General features: G+C 56.4%; 16 protein-coding genes. 12 read left to right on the forward strand and 4 right to left on the reverse strand.

Features of this window, described 5'->3' with window-relative positions; translation table 11 throughout:
• Positions 1 to 11: 11 nt before the first annotated feature.
• The 5 genes from KQI79_RS01465 to KQI79_RS01485 all read left to right on the forward strand — a co-directional run bounded on the left by KQI79_RS01465 (position 12) and on the right by KQI79_RS01485 (position 3,891).
• Positions 12 to 650, forward strand: a complete 639-nt coding sequence (locus KQI79_RS01465; protein WP_216536437.1) for a response regulator transcription factor — start codon at positions 12 to 14, stop codon at positions 648 to 650.
• Positions 651 to 1,175: 525 nt separating this feature from the next.
• Positions 1,176 to 2,156 (forward strand): DoxX-like family protein, encoded by a 981-nt coding sequence (locus tag KQI79_RS01470; protein WP_216536438.1) that lies wholly within the window; start codon positions 1,176 to 1,178, stop codon positions 2,154 to 2,156.
• Complete coding sequence (locus tag KQI79_RS01475; RefSeq protein WP_216536439.1) at positions 2,140 to 2,817, forward strand: DUF4166 domain-containing protein; 678 nt, start codon at positions 2,140 to 2,142, stop codon at positions 2,815 to 2,817. Before KQI79_RS01470 ends, KQI79_RS01475 begins: the two co-directional genes overlap by 17 nt.
• 22 nt (positions 2,818 to 2,839) lie before the next feature.
• Positions 2,840 to 3,262: a thiol-disulfide oxidoreductase DCC family protein gene (locus KQI79_RS01480; RefSeq protein WP_483311360.1), complete on the forward strand. Its 423-nt coding sequence runs from the start codon at positions 2,840 to 2,842 to the stop codon at positions 3,260 to 3,262.
• A gap of 77 nt (positions 3,263 to 3,339) precedes the next feature.
• On the forward strand, positions 3,340 to 3,891 hold the full coding sequence (locus KQI79_RS01485) for a DUF1697 domain-containing protein (RefSeq protein WP_216536440.1): 552 nt from the start codon (positions 3,340 to 3,342) through the stop codon (positions 3,889 to 3,891).
• 71 nt (positions 3,892 to 3,962) lie between these two features.
• Here KQI79_RS01485 and KQI79_RS01490 read toward each other — a convergent pair whose 3' ends face one another.
• The 3 genes from KQI79_RS01490 to KQI79_RS01500 all read right to left on the reverse strand — a co-directional run bounded on the left by KQI79_RS01490 (position 3,963) and on the right by KQI79_RS01500 (position 6,978).
• Positions 3,963 to 5,066, reverse strand: coding sequence for a nitric oxide synthase oxygenase (locus KQI79_RS01490; protein WP_253297893.1), 1,104 nt, complete (start codon positions 5,064 to 5,066; stop codon positions 3,963 to 3,965).
• 114 nt (positions 5,067 to 5,180) lie between these two features.
• Positions 5,181 to 6,170: an electron transfer flavoprotein subunit alpha/FixB family protein gene (locus KQI79_RS01495; RefSeq protein WP_216536441.1), complete on the reverse strand. Its 990-nt coding sequence runs from the start codon at positions 6,168 to 6,170 to the stop codon at positions 5,181 to 5,183.
• A 31-nt stretch (positions 6,171 to 6,201) separates the two neighbouring features.
• The gene (locus tag KQI79_RS01500; RefSeq protein WP_216536442.1) at positions 6,202 to 6,978 is read right to left on the reverse strand and encodes an electron transfer flavoprotein subunit beta/FixA family protein; all 777 of its coding nucleotides are present in this window, start codon (positions 6,976 to 6,978) and stop codon (positions 6,202 to 6,204) included.
• A gap of 182 nt (positions 6,979 to 7,160) precedes the next feature.
• On the opposite strand from KQI79_RS01500, the gene KQI79_RS01505 reads away from it, so the two are divergent.
• The 7 genes from KQI79_RS01505 (at position 7,161) to mgrA (ending at position 18,102) form a co-directional block, all read left to right on the forward strand.
• Entirely contained in the window at positions 7,161 to 9,392 is a 2,232-nt protein-coding gene (locus tag KQI79_RS01505) for a (Fe-S)-binding protein (RefSeq protein WP_216536443.1), read from the forward strand.
• Positions 9,389 to 11,776, forward strand: coding sequence for a 3-hydroxyacyl-CoA dehydrogenase/enoyl-CoA hydratase family protein (locus KQI79_RS01510; RefSeq protein ID WP_216536444.1), 2,388 nt, complete (start codon positions 9,389 to 9,391; stop codon positions 11,774 to 11,776). Before KQI79_RS01505 ends, KQI79_RS01510 begins: the two co-directional genes overlap by 4 nt.
• Before the next feature lie 67 nt (positions 11,777 to 11,843).
• Positions 11,844 to 13,025 carry an acetyl-CoA C-acyltransferase gene (locus tag KQI79_RS01515; RefSeq protein WP_216536520.1) on the forward strand — a complete coding sequence of 394 codons (1,182 nt, stop codon included), beginning with the start codon at positions 11,844 to 11,846 and terminating at the stop codon, positions 13,023 to 13,025.
• A gap of 20 nt (positions 13,026 to 13,045) precedes the next feature.
• Entirely contained in the window at positions 13,046 to 14,827 is a 1,782-nt protein-coding gene (locus tag KQI79_RS01520) for an acyl-CoA dehydrogenase family protein (protein ID WP_216536445.1), read from the forward strand.
• Between the two features lie 42 nt (positions 14,828 to 14,869).
• Positions 14,870 to 16,546, forward strand: coding sequence for a long-chain-fatty-acid--CoA ligase (locus tag KQI79_RS01525; protein ID WP_216536446.1), 1,677 nt, complete (start codon positions 14,870 to 14,872; stop codon positions 16,544 to 16,546).
• Positions 16,547 to 16,621: 75 nt separating this feature from the next.
• Positions 16,622 to 17,038, forward strand: coding sequence for a PaaI family thioesterase (locus KQI79_RS01530; protein WP_216536447.1), 417 nt, complete (start codon positions 16,622 to 16,624; stop codon positions 17,036 to 17,038).
• 77 nt (positions 17,039 to 17,115) lie between these two features.
• A complete protein-coding gene (gene mgrA, locus KQI79_RS01535) occupies positions 17,116 to 18,102 on the forward strand; it encodes an L-glyceraldehyde 3-phosphate reductase (protein ID WP_216536448.1) in 987 nt (328 codons plus the stop codon).
• Positions 18,103 to 18,202: 100 nt separating this feature from the next.
• Here the strand turns inward: mgrA and KQI79_RS01540 are convergent, their stop codons facing one another.
• Entirely contained in the window at positions 18,203 to 19,378 is a 1,176-nt protein-coding gene (locus KQI79_RS01540; RefSeq protein WP_216536449.1) for an ROK family transcriptional regulator, read from the reverse strand.
• Positions 19,379 to 19,455: the final 77 nt, after the last annotated feature.

The raw sequence follows: 19,455 nt of genomic DNA on the forward strand, positions 1-19,455 counted from the left end.
GTTATTCGTAGATGGATCATATTCGGCTCATGATTGTAGAAGACGACCCTGATTGGATCAAAGCGATGACGCTCTTCTTGAACAACGAGGCCGATATGCTCGTTGTCGGAGCGGCGAAGAGCCGGGAAGAAGCGGTTCGGCTGGCGGAGACGCTGGAATTCGACGTCTTGCTGATGGATATTCAATTATCGGGCAATCGGCTGGACGGGATCGACGCGGCATTGGACATTCACGAACTGCGTCCCGTCAAGATTATCATGCTCACATCTCTCAATGACGAGGCGGTCATTGCGCAAGCTTTCACGGCCGGCGCGATCAACTATATCGAGAAAACAAACTACCGCCAACTGCCGCAAGCCATTCGGACGGCGCATCGCCATGCCGGGCCGATGGAAGTGCTGCTCAAGGAGCTGGCCCGCTTGAAGCGCGAAGAGCAGCTTCAGGCGCTTACTCCCGCGGAGCGCGAAGTGTACGAGTTAATCGAAGCGGGCTATACGCAAACCCAGATCGAACAGAAGCTGTTCAAGGCGGAAAGCACGCTCAAAAATCAGGTGAACAAAATGTTGAAAAAACTTGGCGTCCGCTCGAGCAAAGAAGCGGTGGAAAAGGTGAAGCGCAAAGGATTGTGGCGGCGCGAGGAGCGGGACTGAAATGGGATGCGGCCCTTTGGCATGCGGCGGGAGGCTTGGCCGGGCACGGTAGGCTGCCGCAAGAACTGTTCGCGAAGCGTGAGTGAACAGGGATGCTTGGCTGTGCGTTGGGCGCGAGGAATAGTGAGGCGTCGCCTGCGTTCGAGTCTGGTATGTTGTATTTTGTACATCATACCAGCCCCTTTTTCTGGAGCGATTGCACTATGTTGTAGTTTATACAACATACAGAGGGGTGATAGGCCGTTTTCAGCCGATTTTGTACGTTTATGCTGTACATTGTACAACATGTCGGCCCGATCCGACCTTGAACCCCGGCCTATGCTGCACTTTATGCAACATACTAACCGGTCATCGCAGTCCCGACTCTGCCGTGACACCCGCTGGAGGTACTACGTTTCGTAGTACCTCTATTTGTTGTTGTACTACGAAAGTTGGAACTGCCGCATGGCGAACTGCACGGCTACAATGGAGTTGAATAGGACGGAGGATCGGGAAGAAGGCTTCCGAAAAAGAGGGGGGTTAGCGATGCCGAAAAATAAACCGGTATATGTAGAGCTGGATATGGCCGCAGACATGGAAACGTTATGGAAGTATACGCAGCATCCGGAGGAACACGAGAAATGGGATTTGCGTTTCACGGAAATTTCATACCTCCCCCGCGGGTACGGGGAGGAAGTTCAGCGGTTCAAGTATGCGACCCGAATCGGGTTTGGCCTATACATTAGCGGGACGGGCGAAACGGCGGCAACGGTTCGGCGCGCTTCCGGAGAGCGCACGTCCGTCTTGAAGTTCGGCTCGGACCATCCGCTCTCCCTCATTCGGACCGGAGGCGGGTATTGGAGATATGTGCCGCATGCGTCAGGCGTAACGTTTATTACAAAATACGACTATCAAACGCGATTCGGCCCCTTCGGGCGTTGGTTCGACCGGCTGTTGTTCCGGCCGCTGATCGGCTGGGCGACGGCTTGGAGCTTTGACAGGCTTCGGTTATGGATCGAACGGGACAGGCATCCGGCCGTTTCGTTCACTATGACATGGATTCATTATTTCGCCGTTTTGTTGACATCGCTTATTTGGGGATACGGCGGACTGGTGCCGAAAATATGGTTCGCCCATGCCGGGGAATTGGCTATTTTGCAAGGTTTGGGCATATTTCACGGTTGGGAGCGGCCCGTATTGTTCGCGCTAGGCGTTCTGGAAATCGCGTTTGCGGCGGCCGTTTGGATATGGCACCGCTCCGCCGCCGTATACTGGCTGAATATGGCGCTCGTTGCCGCACTAACCGCGGGCGCGGCGCTCGGGCAAGCCGATGTGTTGATCGCTCCGTTCAGCCCGGCCGTGTTATGCGCCGCGACGATCGGGCTCGGCTGCATCGCCTGGGGAACGGCGAAAGATTTGCCCAACGCCGGCAATTGCCTGCGTAAAGCGCCAAGTTCGCGGCGAGCATCGGGCGATCCGGCTGCAAAGGAAGGAATAAGGGGGAATTCGAATGCCGTCGATCTATGAAAAAGCGTTAGGTTCGGACTTCGCGAATTTGCATCCGCAAATCCGGAAGCGTTTCGGATTCGCGAGCGGGGACAAGATCGCCTCTGTCGGATATGGTATGATGGAGAAAATCTATTTTGCCAAGCTGGCCGCATTGCCGCTCTATATCGGGACGAGCCGGAACATTATGTTTCCGCAGGGAGGAAGGAATATCCCGTTTACGATCGAAAATTACGCGTATGTAGACCGTTTCGGACGGGAGACCGTCACATGGATCCGCAAATTCAAGTTTCCGCGCGCCATACGCCGATTCGATGCGACGATGATCTATAGCGAGCAGAGGCAGGGAATCGTCGATTACCTGGGCGATCGGCAGCATTTGGCCGTCGATATCGACATGAAGGTCGGCGCGAACGGCGGGATCCGCATCCGTTCGGGAGAACAGCGGTTCTACGAGCATGCGCTGGGGTTCCGATTCCCGATGATGTTCTCCGGCATCGCGAACGTATGCGAATGGTACGACGACGCGCTGCAAAAATATAAAATCGAGGTGGAAGTTACGAATCGGCTGATCGGCACCGTATTTGCCTATAACGGAACGTTTGCCGCCGAATGCGTGCCGTTCGATCGCAGCCGAATTCCGCTGGACGCTTTGCCGTTACGGGAAGAAAGGCGGGAGTAGTTGATCCGAAAGGAGGGGACATATGATGAACCGCAAAAGCCGGAGCGAGAACGTCATTTTATTCGATGGGGTATGTCATTTATGCAACGGTATCGTTCGCTTTGTCATCCGGCGCGATCCGCATGCGCGATTCAAATTCGCTCCGCTGCAATCGGAAGCGGCGGTGCGGTACTTGCGACGGCAAGGGATAGAGGCGGTCGGCAGCCGTCTCGAATCGTTCCTTCTCATTCAAGACGGGCAAATATACGAAAAATCGAGCGCGGCGTTACGCGTCTGCAAGCAACTGAACGGATTGTGGCCGCTCCTCTACGCGTTCATATTCGTCCCTCTCCCGCTGCGAAATTTCGTTTATGGCATTATCGCCAAAAACCGGTACCGCTGGTTCGGACGGCGGGAACAATGCATGATGCCGCCCCCCGATATCCGATCCCGCTTTCTGGAGTAAAGCTTGACAGACGATATTGCGTATCCTTTATAGTAGAAACTAATCAATATATGTAGTCGTGGAAAAGGGGGATCCTGGTGATCTATATCGCATTGCTTCGGGGGATCAACGTTGGCGGAAACAATAAAATCGATATGAAGCTGCTGAAACAAGCTTTTGAACAGGCAGGGATGAACAACGTAAAAACGTATATCAATTCGGGCAATATCATTTTTACGGACAACAGCCATTCCAAAGCGGAACTTCCGCGTATTTTGGAAGAGGCCATCCTTGCAAGCTTCGGATTGCAAATCAAAGTCGTCGTCCGCAGTTTCGACGATATGCAAAAAGTAATAAGCTCGCTTCCGGATTCTTGGACCAACGACGATCGGATGAAAAGCGATGTCATGTTTCTATGGGAAGAGGTCGACAACGAGTCGGTGCTCGATAAGCTCCTCATCAAACCGGACATTGATACGGTAATTTACGTTGCCGGGGCGATTCTCTGGTCGGTTGACAGAAAAAACGCCGCCAAAAGCGGCATGCAGAAACTTCCCGGCTCGAAACTATATCAAAACATGACGATCAGGAATGTCAATACAACGCGCAAAGTATACGAACTGATGCAGGCTCAGGCTGCCGCGGAGTAAGGCGTGACCGGATCGGAGACCTGCCCAAAGAATTCATACAGCGGACAGGCCCGCAAGAAACGGATTCCCGTTCAGTCTCGCGCGTACGGAGCTTGTTGATAATGGAAATTCGGACTCATTTCGGTATTGTCGTAACTCCGGTGAAAAATATGGGTCGCCGCCGGCGAGAGCGGCGGGATCAGCCAGGTCCAGTTGCCGGTCAGCGGCCGGCCGGCTCTTCGTTCTTGTTCCTCGAACGTTTTGAATTGCTGTGCCGCCGTATGATGATCGACGATGCCGACTCCCGCTTTTTTAAAGGAGTGGAGTACGGCGATATTCAATTCGACGAGCGCTCTATCCTTCCAAAGCGTAGCGTTCGCGGCCGGGGCGAGTCCCATGCGATGCGCCAATGTCGGCAGCATATTGTAGCGTGCGGCGTCCGCCAAGTTGCGCGCGCCGATCTCCGTTCCCATATACCATCCGTTAAAAGGAGCGGCGGTATAGGAAATGCCGCCGATCTCCAGCCGCATATCCGAAATAAGCGGGACGGCGTACCATTTCAAGTCCAACTCGGGAAACCATTCGAACTCGGGATGGGACAACGGAACTTCCTTGACGATGGCGGGAGGGATCTCGAAAAGCTTCGGCGAATTGGAACCGGCCGTAACGACGAGAGGCAGCACGTCGAATGGGGTTCTCTTTCCGCTCCAGCCGAGCGACTCGCAAACCTTCGTGAACGGAATGGAATGCGGATCGCCGATGACGCCTTGTTCCGTTTCGTACCCGGCATACCGGATGAGCTGATGGTTCCAAATGCGGACCTGATCCCTCCCATGGCCCGCCGCGGCGAATACCGTGATCGCCGGCCGGATTTTGCCGTCATTCGTTGCAAATTCAATATGCCGGATCAATGCCTCGTAAATTTGTTCTTCGGTATCGATGTCCCTGGCGTCGAATACATGCAAAGACGGCCAGAAGAGGCGCCCGATGCATCGATTGCTGTTGCGCCACGCCATTTTTGCGCCGTACTCCAATTCTTCGAACGTATGTCTGTAGAAATTCGTCTCCTCGATTTCGCGGGCAATTTGCTCCAATCGATCCGCGGTTTCCTTTTCGTCTTTACCAAGCTCGCGGTAGCACTTTGCAATAAATTGCGAAGCCGCAGAATATAGCGGATGTTCTGTCTGTATCGTCATGGATTGCGTATCCCTTCCTCCGGATGTTTATGCTCTTAGGTTATCATAGGAGAGGGACGACAGGAGTGTCGGAAAAAGGAACTTTGCAAAAGAAAGGCCAACATGGTGCGGCGTTTATTTGCCGAGCGCCCGGCGGAATTCTTGCGTAAGCAGCGGCACGACTTCGAACAGATCGCCGACGATGCCGTAATCGGCCACTTTGAAGATCGGCGCTTCAGGATCGGTATTGATGGCGATAATGACTCGCGATCCGCTCATCCCGGCCAAATGCTGGATGGCGCCGCTGATGCCGCAGGCGATATAAATTTCCGGCGTCACCATTTTGCCGGTTTGTCCGATTTGCAAGCCGTAATCGCAGTACCCCGCATCGCATGCGCCGCGCGAAGCTCCGACGGCGCCGCCGAGCGCCTCGGCCAGCTCTTCGAGCGGCTTGAACCCTTCCGCGCTCTTGACGCCCCTTCCCCCGGACACGATAAATTTCGCTTCCGCCAAATCCGTTTTGCCGGCCGTTTTTTTCACGACTTCACGCACCAACGTCCGCAAGGCGGGCGCTCCGTATCCCACTTCGATCATTTCCTTGAGCCGGCCCGGATCCGGTTCCGCCAGAGGGAGATTGTTCGGACGGATCGTCACGACCTGTATTCCTCCGCCGCTCGCGAACCGTTTCTTCTCGAACGCTTTGCCTGCGTATATGGGCCGGGTGAACAGCAGCGCATCCCCCTCTTGATCGATGGCTGTGACGTCCGCGATTTGTCCTGCGTCGAGCGCGGAGGCGAGCCATGGCGCCAGGTCGCGTCCGATCGACGTATGTCCCAGGATAATCATGCCCGGGTTGGCCTCCTTGACGACTTGCAGCAGTGCGGCGCCGTAAGCTTCCGCGCGATAATGCGCCAAGTCCGGATGATCGACGACATAAATGCGCTCGGCGCCGTAAGCGGCAAGGTCGTCGGTGGCCGCAAGCAAGCCTTCGCCGCGGCCGACGACTGCGGCGGCGACGATATCGCCCGGCGCGGCGCATCTTCCCGCTGCGCTTAACGCTTCCAAAGAAACTTGCCGCAGCTTGCCGTCCCGAATTTCGGCGACGACCAGATATACGTTGCTCATCGTACATTCCTCCCTTGAATACGAATCGGAATCATTGCAATGCCTTCGCTTCTTCGCGCAGCAGCCGCACCAATTGCTGCGCTTGATCGGCGGGCTCGCCCGTCAAACGCTTGCCCGCTTTGCGCGGGGGGGGCAGGAACAATGCGGTGCGTTCCGTTCTCGCGCTGACCGCTTCCGCCGTCAAACCTTCCAAATCGTCCAGCGTCAGCCGCTGGAGCGGTTTTTTCTTGGCCTTCATAATGCCGGGCAAGGAGGGATAGCGCGGCTCGTTCAATCCTTGCTGCGCCGTAATCAGCGCCGGCAGCGCCGTTTCCACGATTTCCACGTCGCCCTCGGCGTCGCGGTGTGCGACCGTCTTGCCGTCCTCCGCAATATCTAGTTTTATGACGGCGGCGATATGGGGAAGCCCTAAACGCTGGGCCAGCCGTACGGCAACTTGTCCCGCGCCGTTATCGACGGAGAAGTTGCCGCCCAGAACGAGCTCCGGGTTCCGTCCGGACAGAAACGCTGCAAGCGCCTCCGCGACGGCGTATTCATCCGCTCCAATGCGGCTGTCCGTGATCAGGACGGCTTCATCCGCTCCCATCGCGAGCGCGGTCCGCAAAGCTTCGGCGTATCGCTCGGGCCCGACGGAAACGACCGTCACTTTGCCGCCGTGCCGCTCGCTAATTCGAAGCGCCTCCTCCACGGCATATTCGTCATACGGATTGATGACGAACTTCGCGCCCTCTTCCACGATCTCCCCTTCATGGACGGCGACTTTTTCCTCGGTGTCAAACGTTTGCTTCAGCAAAACATAAATGTTCATCCGACCCGGCTCCTTTCGTTAACCGTTTGTGCTTGTTTGAATTAACCATTGTTAAACTCTATGTCGGTTTTCCCGTTTCCATGAAGAAAGAAACTCATTTTTGCCAACACAAGGACATATCCATAAACTAGGATGGCTGCGGCATCATCTGGTTATATTTTCCAAACGGAAGGATGGGATCGATGATTGAAACGCTGATTCGCATCGTACTATTCGTACTAATTGCCGGATATGCGATCGTTTTATTTGTCCAAGCGGTACAACGCCGTTACCGGTACGTCAAGCTCGGCCAATCCGTTTGGGGGGGAGGAGCAGGGGAGACGAAGGAGGGCGCGAGGAGCGCCGGATTTGCCGCGCAGACGTTCGGACAGACAAAGCTGTTGAAGGATCCGAAAAGCGGCGCGATGCATGCGATCATTTTCTACGGCTTCATCATCGTTCAGTTCGGCGCGCTCGATCTTATCGTCAAAGGGTTGGCCGGACGGGGAATACCGTGGTTCGACGCCGCTTGGTTCAGCCTGTCGCAAGAGGTTACGGCGGCGCTTGTCGTCTTGGCGATCGGATACGCCGCATTCAGGCGGTACGGCGAAAATTTGAAGCGTTTAAAAAAGGGGTGGAAGCCCGGCATCGTCGTATTTTTCATCGTTTTCCTCATGCTGTCCGTCCTGTTCGCGCTCGCGTTCGAGCGGGCGAGGGAGGGAATGGAATTTTCCCCCTTCGCGCCGTTATCGTCGCTTATTGCCGCCATGTTCGGGGGCTTGTCTTATAGCGCCGCGTCCGTCCTGTTTGAAATCGCGTGGTGGATTCATCTTTTGCTGCTTCTCGCATTTTTGGTGTACGTTCCGCAATCGAAGCATTTCCACATTATCGTGGCGCCGATCAACATTTGGCTGCGGCGGACCGATTCTCCGGGCCGATTGAGCAAGCTCGATCTCGAGGACGAGAATGCCGAATCGTTTGGCGTTCACAAGATCGAAGATTTCACGCAGAAACAGATGATCGATTTCTACGCCTGCGTGGAATGCGGCCGCTGCACGAATGTGTGCCCCGCTTCGAATACGGGCAAGCTGCTGTCGCCGATGCATCTCATTACGAAGCTGCGCGATCATTTGACGGAGAAAGGGGCGGCGCTGACGTCAAAGTCGCCTTGGGTGCCCGAATTCGCCTTCGCGGACGGGGGCGTACACCGGATGGGCGACGCCAAAGAAGCTTTCGGAGCGTGGGACGGCGGAGCGGTGACGGATATCGGCCCGACGATGCAGGCGCAAACGATGCTTTGGTCTGCCGCTGCCGCCGGCAAATCGGCAGAGCAGATCGAATTGATCGGCGATGTCATTACGGAAGAAGAGATTTGGGCATGCACGACATGCCGCAATTGCGAAGATCAATGCCCGGTCGATAACGAGCATGTCGATAAGATCGTCGATTTGCGCCGCCATCTTGTGTTGATGCAGGGCAGCTTGCCGCATGACGGCCAGCGGGCGCTGCAAAATATCGAGCGCCAAGGAAATCCTTGGGGCATAAGCCGCGCGGACCGCGCGAAATGGATCGGCGAATTGGCGGCGTACGGGGACGTCGAAGCCGGAGGCGATCAGGCGGATCGAACGAAACGGGTGCCGACCGTCAAGGAAAATCCCGACTTTGAATTTTTGTATTTTGTCGGTTCGATGGGGGCGTACGACAATCGCAGCAAAAAGATTACGCATTCCTTCGTTCGTTTGCTGCAGGAAGCGGGCGTCAACTTCGCCGTGCTGGGCAATGAAGAGAAAAATTCCGGCGATACGCCGCGGCGTATGGGCAACGAATTTCTGTTTCAGCAGCTTTGCGCGGAAAATATTGCGATGTTTGAAAAATACGGCGTAACCAAAATCGTAACCGCATGCCCCCATACGTACAACACGTTGAAGAACGAATACCCCGACTTCGGACTGCAGGCGGAAGTGCTGCATCATACCGAACTGCTCGATCGGCTCGTGCGGGAAGGAAGGCTGGTCCCGAAGTACGAGGTGAAGGAACGAATCACGTATCATGATTCTTGTTATCTCGGCCGTTATAACGGCGTGTACGATCCGCCGCGCCGAATATTGCAGGCTATTCCGGGCGTGGAGCTTGCCGAGATGGAGCGTGCGCGCGAGAACGGGATGTGCTGCGGGGCGGGCGGCGGCAGAATGTGGATGGAAGAAACGGCGGGCAAACGGGTCAATCTGGCGCGAACGGAGCAAGCGTTGGCAGTTCGGCCGACGATGATCGGATCGGCTTGTCCGTATTGCTTAACGATGTTGGAGGACGGAACGAAGATGAAGGAAGTTGAAAATGAAGTCAAAGCGCGGGACGTTGCGGAAATTTTGGCGCTATCGGTGTTTGGCGGCGATGTTGCGGCGCGGGAAACGAAAGGGGAGGCATCCGTACAATGAAAACGATCCGTAAAGCTGCCGTAATCGGTTCCGGTGTCATGGGATCGGGCATTGCGGCTCATTTGGCCAATGTAGGCATATCATGTTTGCTGCTCGATATCGTGCCGGCGGAGCAGGGGAAGGAGGATTCCGCGAACGATCCGAAGGAGCGCAGCCGCTTGGCGGCGGGCGCGATTGAAAGGGTAAAGAAAGCACACCCGTCGCCGCTGTACGACTTATCGTTCGCGCAGCGTATAACCCCCGGGAATATCGAGGACCATTTCGAACAGCTTAGGCAGGTTGACTGGATTATCGAGGCGATTACGGAAAATTTGCAGCTAAAAAAAGAATTGTACGCGCGCATCGAGCAGGTATGGACGCCCGGCACGATCGTTAGCTCCAATACGTCCGGCATTTCGATTCGCGAGATGGCGGCCGATTGCGGCGTGGAGTTCCGCAAGCATTTTCTGGGGACGCATTTCTTCAACCCGCCGCGGTATATGAAATTGCTCGAAGTGATACCGGGCCCGGATACGCTCCCGGACATCGTCAACGGCATGGTCGATTTTTGCGGGAAACGGCTTGGCAAAGGGGTCGTCGTTGCCAAAGATACGCCGAATTTCGTCGCGAACCGCATCGGTACATACGGATTGCTCGTGACGCTGCAGGAAATGGAGCGGGGAGGATACAGCGTCGAAGAGGTCGATGCCGCGACCGGTCCCGCGATTGGCCATCCGAAGAGCGCGACGTTCCGTACCCTCGACCTCGTCGGGCTGGATACGTTCGTGCATGTGGCCCGCAACGTGTATGACAATATTCCGGCGGAGGCCGCGGAGGAAAAGGCGGTTTTTGCCGCACCTCCGTTATTGGAGCGGCTGGCGGCGAACGGCTGGATCGGCGAAAAAGCGGGGCAAGGATTTTATAAAAAAATAAAGACGCCCGGCAAAGGATCGGACATTTTGGCGCTGCGGCCGGAGACGATGGAATATGCGCCGAGAAGCAACATCTCTTCGGCTTCGCTTACGGCGGCGAAAGCGGCGAAAGGGGCGCCGGCGAAGCTGCAGGCGTTTCTATCTACGCCGGATCGCTATTCGGAGCTGGCATGGAATATTTTGAAGCGGGTGCTCGTCTATGCGGCGGATAAATTGGGCGAGATCGCCGACACGGTCGCGGATATCGATTTGGCGATGAAATGGGGTTTCAACTGGCAGTTGGGCCCGTTCGAAACATGGGACGCGATCGGCGTGCGGCAATCGGTGGCGAAGATGGAGAGCGAAGGGATGAACGTTCCGGCTTGGGTGAAGGAATGGCTTGCCGCCGGTCATGAGACGTTCTATGAAGAGCGAAACGATATGCGGTTCTATGTGCATCGAAACGAATATAAAGGGATGGAGACGAAGCCGGAGTCGATATCGCTTGCTGCGCTGAAACGGCAAAACAAAACGATTCGCTCGAATCCCGGCGCGAGCCTGATCGATTTGGGCGACGATGTCGCTTGCCTGGAATTTCATTCGCCGAATAATGCAATCGGCGCGGACATATTGACGATGATTCAGCAGAGCGTCGAAGAGGTGCGGCAGCGTTACCGCGGTCTTGTCATCGCGAACGAAGGGCGCCATTTCTGCGTCGGCGCCAATTTGATGCTGCTGCTGATGGAAGCCCAGGACGGAGAATGGGAGGAAGTCGACGCCATTATCCGCTTGTTCCAGAATACGATGATGGACTTGAAACGGCTGGAGAAGCCGGTCGTCGCCGCCCCGCACAGCATGACGCTGGGAGGCGGCGTGGAAGCGTGCATGCCGGCGGACCGGATTTATTACGCTGCGGAAACGTATTTCGGCCTGGTCGAGACGGGCGTCGGTTTGATTCCGGCGGGCGGGGGCTGCAAGGAGATGGCGCTGCGCGCAAGCCGCTTGGCGGCCGGTACGGAAGCGGATGTACAGCCGTACCTGAACAAGACGTTCGAGACGATCGCGCTTGCGAAGGTATCGACAAGCGGCTTCGACACGGCGAACCTCGGCTATATGCGGCCGCATGATCGGGTGATCGTGAACGCGGATCATCGGATTTACGAAGCGAAGCTGGCGGTGTTGGAGATGGACCGCGCCGGATATGCGCATCCGTCCGAAGAGAAAATCCGCGTCGCCGGCGAGGACGGCAAGGCGGTCATGCAGCTCGGGGCGCTTGCGATGCGCCAAGGCGGTTATATCAGCGATCACGATCTGCTGATCGCCGGCAAGCTGGCGCATGTGCTGGCGGGCGGCAATGCGCCGGCAGGCGCGCTCGTGTCGGAGCAGTATATGCTCGATTTGGAGCGCGAGGCGTTTCTCAGCCTGACCGGGGAGCCGAAGACGCAGCAGCGGATGCAGCATATGCTGATGACCGGCAAGCCGCTGCGCAATTAGCGGCACGGTTGGAAATGAAACGAGGGGCAAACTAGTGGAGGTGAATTTCGTGCGGAACCAAGAGACGTTGCAAGAAGCGGTCATCGTTTCCGTCGCCCGTACGGCGGTCGGGAAAGCGAAGAAAGGAAATCTGGCGCAAACGCGCGCGGAAGATTTGGGAAAGGCGGTGCTGAACGCCGTCATCGAACGCGCGCCGGGACTGGCGAAGGAGGATGTGGAAGACGTCCTGATCGGCTGCGCGATGCCGGAAGGCGAGCAAGGCTTGAACTTCGCCCGCATTATGGCGCTGTACGCCGGTTTCCCCGCGACGGTCCCGGCGGCGACGATCAATCGTTTCTGCGCCTCCGGCTTGCAGGCGATCGCATTCGCCGCGGAACGAGTCATGCTCGGCCATGCCGATACGATTGTCGCGGGCGGGGTCGAGAGCATGAGCCATGTGCCGATGACCGGTTTCAAGCCGGCGCCGCACCCGCAAATCGTCGCCGGGATGCCGGAAGTGTACATGGGCATGGGGCATACGGCGGAATTGGTGGCATCGCGTTTCGGCATCAGCCGCGAGGACCAGGACCGCTTCGCCGTGTCAAGCCATCGCAAGGCGGCGGCGGCGCTTGCCGCGGGCAAATTCAAGGACGAAATCGTCCCGGTGCAGACGAGCGTGAAAGGCGTCGACGAACAGGGCCGGTTATGGGAGAAGACGTTCGCTTTCGAGCAAGACGAAGGAGTGCGACCCGAGACGACGCTTGAGGCGCTTGCCAAGCTGAAGCCTTCCTTCGCGGCGGGCGGCACGGTGACGGCGGGCAACGCGTCGCAAATGAGCGACGGCGCCGCGGCCGCCGTCGTCATGAGCCGCGCCAAGGCGGAGCGGCTTGGCCTTGCGCCGCTCGCCACGTTCCGCGCCTTCGCGCTGGCGGGCGTCGCGCCCGAGGTGATGGGCATCGGCCCGGTCGAAGCGATCCCGAAGGCGCTCCGCCAAGCGGGGATGACGCTCGAACAGGTCGATCTGTTCGAAATTAACGAAGCGTTCGCTTCGCAATGCGTGCACATCATTCGCGCGCTGAACCTTGACGAAAGCAAAGTCAATGTCAACGGCGGGGCGATCGCGCTCGGGCATCCGCTCGGCTGTACGGGAGCAAAGCTGACGGCGAGCTTGATTCACGAACTGCGCCGCCGCGGCGGAGGCTTCGGGGTCGTATCGATGTGCATCGGCGGCGGAATGGGCGCGGCGGGCGTATTTGAAGTGCATGGATAACAGATAGGGGGAAGAAAAGGATGGACACACTGCATACGAAAATTGCCGGCGGAAGCTTCGTCATCGAGGATCTTGACGCGGACTTGCTCATGACGCCGGAAGATTTTACCGAAGAACAGCGGATGTTTGCGGAAACGACCAGGCAATTTATCGAAGGCGAAATATTGCCGCGCGACGAGCAAATCGAGAAGCTCGATTACGAGCTTACCGTTTCGCTGATGCGCAAAGCGGGCGAACTGGGACTGCTCGGCGCGGATGTGCCGGAACAGTTCGGCGGGCTCGGCTTGGACAAAGTCAGCTCGACGCTTATCAACGAAGTGCTGGCCGGCGCGTCTTCCTTCGCTCTGTCGGTCGGCGCCCATGTCGGCATCGGCACGCTGCCGATCGTCTTCTTCGGCACCCGGGAGCAGAAGAACAAATATTTGCCCGATCTCGCCACGGGAGCCAAAATCGCCGCCTACTGCCTGACCGAACCGACCTCCGGCTCGGATGCGCTCGGCGCCAAGACGACGGCGCGGTTGAGCGAGGACGGCAAGCACTACATTCTGAACGGCTCCAAAACGTTCATTACGAATGCCGGTTTTGCCGATTTGTTCATCGTGTACGCGAAGGTGGACGGCAAGCATTTCAGCGCGTTCATCGTGGAAAGGGATACGCCCGGCTTTACGGTTGGGCCGGAAGAGAAAAAGATGGGCATTAAAGGCTCTTCCACCTGTCCGCTCTTTTTCGAGGACGCCCGCATTCCCGCGGACCATTTGCTCGGCGAAGTCGGCAAAGGACATAAAATCGCCTTCAACATTTTGAATATCGGCCGCTTCAAGCTGGGCGCGGGTTGTTTAGGCGGCGCCAAGGAAGCGATCGCTCTCGCGTCGCAATACGCCAATACCCGCACGCAATTCGGCAAGCCGCTATCTTCCTTTCCGCTGATCGGGCAGAAGCTGGCCGAGATGAACATGATCACTTATGTGCTTGAGAGCATGGTTTACCGCACTTCCGGCCTGATCGACATGATTCTGAAGCATATCGATCATACGAGCCCGGACGCGGGCGCGCATTCCGCCAAAGGCATCTCGGAATATGCGCTCGAATGCTCGATTAATAAAGTGTTCGCCAGCGAAGCGCTCGATTTCGTGGCCGATGAAGGGGTGCAAATCCACGGCGGGTACGGCTTCATTCAGGAATACAAAATCGAGCGCATCTACCGCGATTCGCGCATTAACCGCATTTTTGAAGGAACGAATGAAATCAACCGTCTGCTCGTGCCAGGCACGCTGCTCAAAAAGGCGCTAAAGGGAGAACTGCCGCTCATGGAAAAATTGCAGGCGCTCCAATCCGAACTGCTGCAGCTCGTTCCCGGGCAGACGTTCGAAGGCGCGTTGGAACAAGAAACGCATTCCCTGTCCATGGCCAAAAAGATCTTCTTGATGATTGGCGGCCTCGCCGTGCAGAAGTATCAGGCGAACATCGAAGAGGAACAAGAAATGTTGAGCCATTTGGCGGATATGATGATTCAAATTTACGCCATGGAAAGCGCGCTCGTCCGGACGAAAAAGATGATCGGGCGCGTTGGCGAAACGAAAGCGCGGCATGCGATGCAAATGACGCAAGTATTCGTTCATGAAGCGTTCGAGCGGATCGAGTCGATTGCGAAACGTTCGCTGGCGGCATTGGAATCGGGCGATACGCTGCGTACGCAGTTGTCGATCCTGAAGAAACTGGCCCGTTCCGTACCGGTCGACACGGTGCGGTTAAAGAGAGAAATCGCGGCTCGCGTCATCGAGGGAGAGAAATATACCGTGTAATCGCAAGAACGAAAACCTGCCGGAAGGAGATGGAAACCGTCCATGAGTTCCTCCATGATTTGGTTGCGTCATTATCCGCAAGAGGTAGCAGAGACTTACGATTATCCGGAGCATAACATCGCCGAGTTTCTTATCGAGTCGGCCAGGCGATTTCCCGACAATACCGCGCTTTATTTCATGGGCAAACGTATGACGTACCGCGAATTGCTGCACGCTTCCTATCAATTCGCGAACGCGCTGCGGTCGCTTGGCGTCGAGGCGGGGGAGCGGGTGGCGATTATGCTGCCGAACTGCCCGCAAACGGTGATCGCTTATTTCGGCGCATTGATGAACGGTTCGATCGTCGTTCAGACGAATCCGCTTTACATGGAAAGCGAATTAAGGCAGCAAATGGCCGATTCCGGAGCGATCGCCATCGTGACGCTCGATTTTATGCATAAACGGGTGTTGAATATTCAATCGAAGACCGATCTGCGGCATGTCATCGTCACTTCGATGAAAGATTATTTGCCGTTTCCGAAAAACGTTTTGTATCCGATCAAAGCAAAAAAAGACGGCCTCGATTTGTCGGTTCAATACGTTGACGGCGTACGATCGTTCACGAAGCTGTTGTCCGCCGCGCCGGCGACGCCGGTATGCGCGGAAGTGAACGCCCGCGAAGATACGGCCGTTCTCCAGTATACGGGCGGGACGACAGGCGTTCCGAAAGGAGCGATGCTGACGCACTATAATTTGATCGTCAATACGTTGCAGGTCAATCATTGGTTTTACCGGTCGGACGCGGGCAAGGAGAGGTATTTGGCGGCATTGCCGTGTTTTCACGTATTCGGTTTGACCGTGCTGCTCAATCAATGCATGTATGCGGCGGGCATGTTAATTTTGCTGCCGAGATTCGAGGTCGCGCAAGTGCTGGAAACGATCGACAAAATGCGGCCGACCATTTTCCCCGGCGCGCCGACGATGTATATCGCGCTCATTCATCATCCCGATATTCGGAAATACGATTTATCCTCGATCAAAGCTTGCGTTAGCGGCTCGGCCCCTCTGCCCGTCGAGGTGCAGGACCGGTTCGAGGCGTTATCGGGCGGACGGCTGATCGAAGGGTACGGGCTAACGGAAGCGTCGCCGGTCACGCATGCGAATACGGTATGGGAAAAAAGGAAAATCGGCACGATCGGCATCCCTTTCCCCGACACGGAGGCGATGATTGTCGATCCGGAAACGGGCGAAGAGCTGCCGATCGGCGAAATCGGAGAATTGGCGGTCAAAGGCCCGCAAGTAATGAAAGGATATTGGAACAGGCCGGAAGAGACGTCGATCGTGCTGAAGAACGGTTGGCTGTATACGGGGGATATGGGGACGATGGATGAGGACGGATTCTTCGCGATCGTCGACCGGAAGAAGGATGTCATCATTGCCGGAGGGTTTAAAATTTACCCGCGCGAAGTCGAAGAGGTGCTGTTCGAGCATCCGGCGATTAAGGAAGCCGCCGTGGCCGGCGTTCCCGACGAGTATCGCGGCGAAACGGTGAAAGCCTATATCGTGTTGAAGGAAGGGGCGGCGCTGAGCGAGCGGGAGCTTGACGTTTGGTGCCGCGAACGGCTCGCCGCGTATAAGGTGCCGCGGAAAGTGGAGTTTCGCGAATCGCTTCCGAAAACGATTATCGGCAAAGTGCTGCGCCGCAAGCTGTTGGAGGAAGAATTGAACGGAACGAAGTAACGGCATGCAAGGCCTCCGGGTCGGGGCGAGGCTGAAAAGGAAGGCGCTTATGGCCGATAGGAGGTGTTTCGCCACATGACGAACAACGAGGACAGACTCGCATATATGAGCCGAATGGCAGAAGCCGCCGAGAGAACCTTCTGGGGCTATCTCGGCTGCCGCATCGAAGAGTTGAACGATCGTACCGTGACGATTAGCCTTGAGGCCGAATCCCATCATTTGAACCTGATCGGCATCGTGCATGGAGGCGTGCTGTCGTCGCTGCTGGACAATGCGATGGGGCTTGCGGTGCTTGCGGCCAGGCCGGAAGAGAAGACTGTCACGACCAATTTGAACGTCAATTTCGTCGCGCCGCTGCATGTCGGCAAACTGCTCGTGGAGGCGGAAATCGTGCATCAATCGCGCAAAATGATTACCGTGTCCGGCCGCATCTTAGGCGGGGAGGGGAACCTTGGCACGATCGGCACGGGAACGTTTCGGGTAATCGATTGACTTTCGTTTCCCAACCTTTTAGTATTTGAATTGTACATATATGGTTCCATTTACAATCATAACAGGAGGTTTGGAACATGGGATATGAGGCGAATCCGGAAAGATACGGTACGATGCGGTACAATCGCTGCGGCAAATCGGGGTTGAAGCTGCCGGCGATTTCACTCGGTTTATGGCATAACTTCGGCGGGGTCGACACGTTCGAGAACGGGCGAGCGATGCTGCGCGCGGCGTTCGATTTGGGCATTACCCACTTCGATTTGGCCAACAATTACGGGCCGCCCCCGGGCTCGGCGGAAGAAATGTTCGGCGCGATGTTGAAGAAGGATTTCGCTCCTTACCGCGACCAGATGATCATTTCCACCAAAGCGGGATTTTATATGTGGGAAGGGCCGTACGGCGAATGGGGCTCGAAGAAAAATTTGACCGCCAGCCTCGACCAGAGCTTGAAGCGGATGGGACTGGATTATGTCGATATTTTCTACTCGCATCGGCCGGATCCGGATACACCGCTGGAAGAGACGATGGGCGCGTTGGACCAGGCGGTGCGGCAAGGGAAAGCGTTATATGTCGGCATCTCCAACTATAACGCGGAACAAACGGCGGAAGCGGTGCGCATTTTGAAGGAATTGGGAACGCCGCTATTGATCCATCAGCCGTCCTATTCCTTGCTGAACCGTTGGATCGAAGACGGATTGCAAGACGTTCTGGAGGAGAACGGCGTGGGCAGTATCGCCTTTTGCCCGCTTGCGCAAGGACTTCTGACCGATAAATATTTGAACGGCATCCCGAAAGACTCGCGCGCCGCCAGAAACGGTTTCTTGAAGGAGAAAGATATTACCGAAGAGGTCGTCGCCAAAGCGGTCAAACTGCAGGGGATCGCCGCACGCCGCGGACAATCGCTGGCGCAAATGGCGCTTGCCTGGGTGCTGCGCGGAGGACGCGTCACATCGGCCTTGATCGGCGCCAGCCGCGTTAGTCAAATCGAAGAGAACGTGGCCGCGCTGAACAATCTTCATTTCGACGAAGAGGAACTGCGCGAGATCGACGATATACTGAAATAAGCGGCTCGAGTACGGGAACGAAAAACCATCGCTCTTGCGGACGAGACCGGAGCCCGCTGTTTGGCGGATGCCTCGGTTCGCTGCGGGCGATGGTTTTTGTTTATTGGACGACGACTTTGATGCCTGCGAGGAAACCGGCGACGGCAAAGTCCGCCGCGCCCAAGGCGCAGGAGCGGACGCCCAGCCGCGAAAAATCGAGCGCCGCATGCCGGCGGTGGAAAGGAAGCGCTCTTTCGTCCAGCGCGTTTTGAATGGCGGGGCGCAGCCATCGTTCGGCTTTGGTCATCCGGTTGCCGACGATAATGAGTTCCGGATTGAACGTATTGACGATATTGGCGATTCCGATGCCAAGGTACCTTCCGATATGCTCAAACAGCTCGATCGCGGCCGCGCCGCCTTGTTCCGCCTTACGGAGAAGGGCGTCGAGATTCGCGTCTTCGGGTACGGCGAGACGCTCTTCGGCAAGCTCGAGCAAAGCGGATTCGGAGGCATAGAGCTCCCAACAGCCGCGGTTGCCGCAAGAGCACGGCTTGCCGAACGCTTCGATCGTCATATGCCCCATTTCGCCGGAGAAACCGCTGGCCCCCCGAAACAAAGCGCCGTTGATGATCGTTCCGGTTCCGATCCCCGTGCCGACGCTGATATATACGAGGTTGGCGGCATCTTTGCCGGCCCCCGCCTTTTTCTCGCCGATCGCGCCCGCATTCGCTTCATTGTCGACATAAACCGGGTAAGGAAAATGGGCTTCCAATTGCCTTTTTACGTTGGCGTCGCTCCACTTCAAATGCGGAGCGAACAGGACGGTACCCTCTTCGTCTACGATTCCCGGAACGCCGACGCCGATTCCGACGATGCCGTGCGGGCTCGGAGGCGCTTGCTTGATCATGGCTTCAATCGCCGCCTTTACTTGCTTCATTGCCGATGGGAACGACTTGCTTGCCAACGTTTCCGTCGAGTCTTGCACGATTTCGCCATGCAGGTTGGCGAGGACGGTCAAAATATAATCGACGCCCAGATCGACGCCAATCGCATAGCCGGCTTCTTTGTTGAAGAGCAGCATGACCGGTCTCCGGCCGCCGCTCGATTCCCCCGTTCCGATCTCATAAACCAAATGGTTCTCAATCAGTTCGTTCACCAGATTGGAGACGGTACCTTTATTCAATTTCGTCATTTCCGCCACTTTGGCGCGGGATAGAGGGGCGTGACGGTTGATCGTCTCGAGGACGAGCGATGTATTTATTTTTTTTACCAAATGTTGATCTCCGGTCGTTTTCATGGAGCAGCCTCTTTCGAAAAAAGATGCGTTCATTCTATCATGAATCCATCTCGTTTGGAAACTTAGTTTATCCATTG

Source organism: Paenibacillus sp. MSJ-34, assembly GCF_018918005.1.
Taxonomy (GTDB): Bacteria; Bacillota; Bacilli; order Paenibacillales; family Paenibacillaceae; genus MSJ-34.